The 2,512-nt window shown below is 46.3% G+C and carries 3 protein-coding genes; 2 read left to right on the forward strand and 1 reads right to left on the reverse strand.

Annotated features, from left to right (window positions below; genetic code table 11):
• Together Q7V48_11740 and Q7V48_11745 are read left to right on the forward strand one after the other, a co-directional pair.
• Window positions 1-185 (forward strand): hypothetical protein (locus Q7V48_11740; protein ID MDO9211397.1); only part of this gene is annotated, 185 nt, incomplete at its 5' end.
• A gap of 354 nt (window positions 186-539) precedes the next feature.
• Window positions 540-1,691 carry an FAD-binding oxidoreductase gene (locus Q7V48_11745; protein MDO9211398.1) on the forward strand — a complete coding sequence of 384 codons (1,152 nt, stop codon included), beginning with the start codon at window positions 540-542 and terminating at the stop codon, window positions 1,689-1,691.
• Between the two features lie 201 nt (window positions 1,692-1,892).
• On the opposite strand, the gene Q7V48_11750 is transcribed toward Q7V48_11745, so the two are convergent.
• Window positions 1,893-2,273: a transcriptional regulator gene (locus Q7V48_11750; GenBank protein ID MDO9211399.1), complete on the reverse strand. Its 381-nt coding sequence runs from the start codon at window positions 2,271-2,273 to the stop codon at window positions 1,893-1,895.
• Window positions 2,274-2,512 lie beyond the last annotated feature (239 nt).

Here is a 2,512-nt window from a genome sequence, read left to right on the forward strand (position 1 = left end):
AGGACGTCCCCTTTCATATCACAGTTCCAAGCAAAAAAAGCCTCCTTGCAGGGGCCTTAGTAGATTTGGAGGGCGAGGATTTGACAGGTAAAAAATTATTCTTTATTTTTTCCTTTGATGAGCTTTTTTATATAGGGTGCAATAAGAGGACTTTGGATAATTGCACTTCAAACACCCCTCTTTAAATAGGAAGGTATCTTCCTCTCTTTGACTTCACCTGGACCTTTTGGGTCAATCCTTTTTTTCAATTCTTCTTTGGATAAGAACTCTGATTGGTTGCCATCTATAATACTATGCAAAAATCCTTTATGCTATTTAGCAGGACTTCGGGAGGGAGGTCCATCCTAATCGTGAGTTCCCATGAGAATCCGCCTGGATCGTTCTATATGGCCAGCAGGCATGGCAAGGCAATCATTTTTGATAACGGATAAAAGTTCAGCTGTCTCTATTCTTTCCCTCTTTGTCGCATTTCGTTTAAAAAGTTTTTCATATTGTTTCCATTCCGGGTATTTAGATAAATTCAGGTAGAATGAAATGTAATGGAAAAGACTGCAGATATCATCATTATTGGCGGGGGGATCATCGGGGCAAGTATTGCCTATCACCTGGCCCAAAAAGGGGCCAAAGGAGTGGTGCTTCTGGAAAAAGGAATGCTCGGGGAAGGCTCTACGGCCAAATGCGCCGGTGGCATTCGGGCCCAATTTTCTACGGAGATAAATATTCGCTTTTCTCTGAAAAGCTTAAAATTCTGGAACCGCTTTGAAGAAATTACCGGTGTTGATCTCGGATTTAAAAAGGTGGGGTATCTTTTTTTGGCCACGACGGGGGAGGAGTGGGCAGTTTTCAAGGCGAATGTGGATCTCCAGCATAAACTTGGAATTCCTGTAGAACTGCTTTCCCCTCCGGAAATCAAATACCGCTGGCCCTTTTTGAAAGTGGATGACCTGCAAGGAGGAACCTTCTGTACCTGGGAAGGGTACGCCGGGCCTTATGAGGCCATTAGCGGTTTTGCGAAAGGAGCAAGGCGGGGAAGCGTAAAAATCTATGAAGGAACTGAGGTTCTGGGAATCCATCAGAAGAACGGAAAAATCATTTCTGTGCGAACGGCGCAAGGGGATATTGTTTCCCCTATCGTCATCAATGCCGCCGGACCTTATGCCGGAGAAGTGGGGAAAATGGCAGGGGTGGAAGTGCCTGTCCTGTCTTACCGCCGGCAGCTCTTTTTCACAGCCCCCTTTCCCTGGATTCCTGACTCCATTCCCTTGGTGATTGATTTTCATCGGGCTTGGTATTTTCGCCGCGAAGGCCCGGGTTTGCTGCTCTCCGGGCCTAAAGATAATTTCCCGTCTTTCAATATCAATGTGGACTCCGATGCCATGGTGGAAGTGGCCGAGAACTCCATCTACCGGGTTCCGATTATGGAGAAGGCGGAAATCAACCGTGGCTGGGCCGGCTCTTATGAGATCTCTCCGGACAACCACGCCATCCTGGGGGAGGCACCTACTTGCAAGGGGTTTTTCCTGGCCAACGGCTTCAGCGGCCATGGCTTCCAGCACAGTCCAGCCGTAGGGCAAGTCATGACTGAATTAATCCTCGGCGAAAAACCATCCATCGACATCTCCTGCCTGTCCGTTGACCGCTTCCGCAAAGGGCAACTTATCCAAGAACCCTTGACGGCTTTCAAAGAATAGACTGGTTAATCCCTTCTCAAAATACAGCTTTTTGCGCCAAAAAATAAGGTATTTACCCTATTTTTTTCAAGAGATTTTTTAATATAAAATATATAGATAGATCATAAGCCGGGGTTATATTCTTTGGGTTGCGGGAGACCAGTAACTTCGATGCAAATCGAAGCTTGCCTGAATCTTGATCGAACCTCTCGTCGGAGAGCTTCAACGTTTCAAGTTGGCGATAAAAACCTGACATTTCCGGCAAACCTTCATTTTTTGGGACCAACTCGCTTTAGGCTTTCCCTGGCAGATCGTCCCATTGATGAACCAGCAGATGTGCCCCGCAGCGAATTCCCAGGCTGGGCAGGCTTCTCGGGTCTGGGGCATGCAACCTCGAATCTCCCAGCAGGGTCGAGTATTTTTATTGCTTCTTTTTTTCATGGCTGCCAAAAAAAGCATCTGCCGCTCAATATGCACCGGAACCTTCCGCCATCCCTGTTCGAAGCTTTGAATCGCCCGGAGAGATGTTCCCAAGAGTTGCGACATCTGCTTCTGGGTCTTTTGCAGTTTCTGCCGAAGAGAATGGAACTCTTTGTTGTCCATGGGTGTCCCTCCTTTGGGGAAGAGCTAATAGAAATTGGCAGGCATAAAATTTTTATTTGACAGCTATACCACACTGTGCTATATACTTTCAACTGTAAATTTTTTCGTTTTAATTTGCCAAACACTCCAAAGAAAATTTTAGATTAGCAGTTAACATGAAAAAAAGAAAGGAGCTGGAGAAAATTTCCAACCACGAGGATGAGAAATCAGACTGTATCGTCGCTTATGGGCGGGCCATG

It is taken from the genome of Deltaproteobacteria bacterium, from assembly GCA_030654105.1.
Taxonomy (GTDB): Bacteria; Desulfobacterota; SM23-61; order SM23-61; family SM23-61; genus JAHJQK01.

Coding starts and splice junctions, on each gene's coding strand:
- Q7V48_11745 (MDO9211398.1), top strand. CDS start 540: ATGGAAAAGACTGCAGATATCATCATTATTGGCGGGGGGATCATCGGG.
- Q7V48_11750 (MDO9211399.1), bottom strand. CDS start 2,273: ATGGACAACAAAGAGTTCCATTCTCTTCGGCAGAAACTGCAAAAGACC.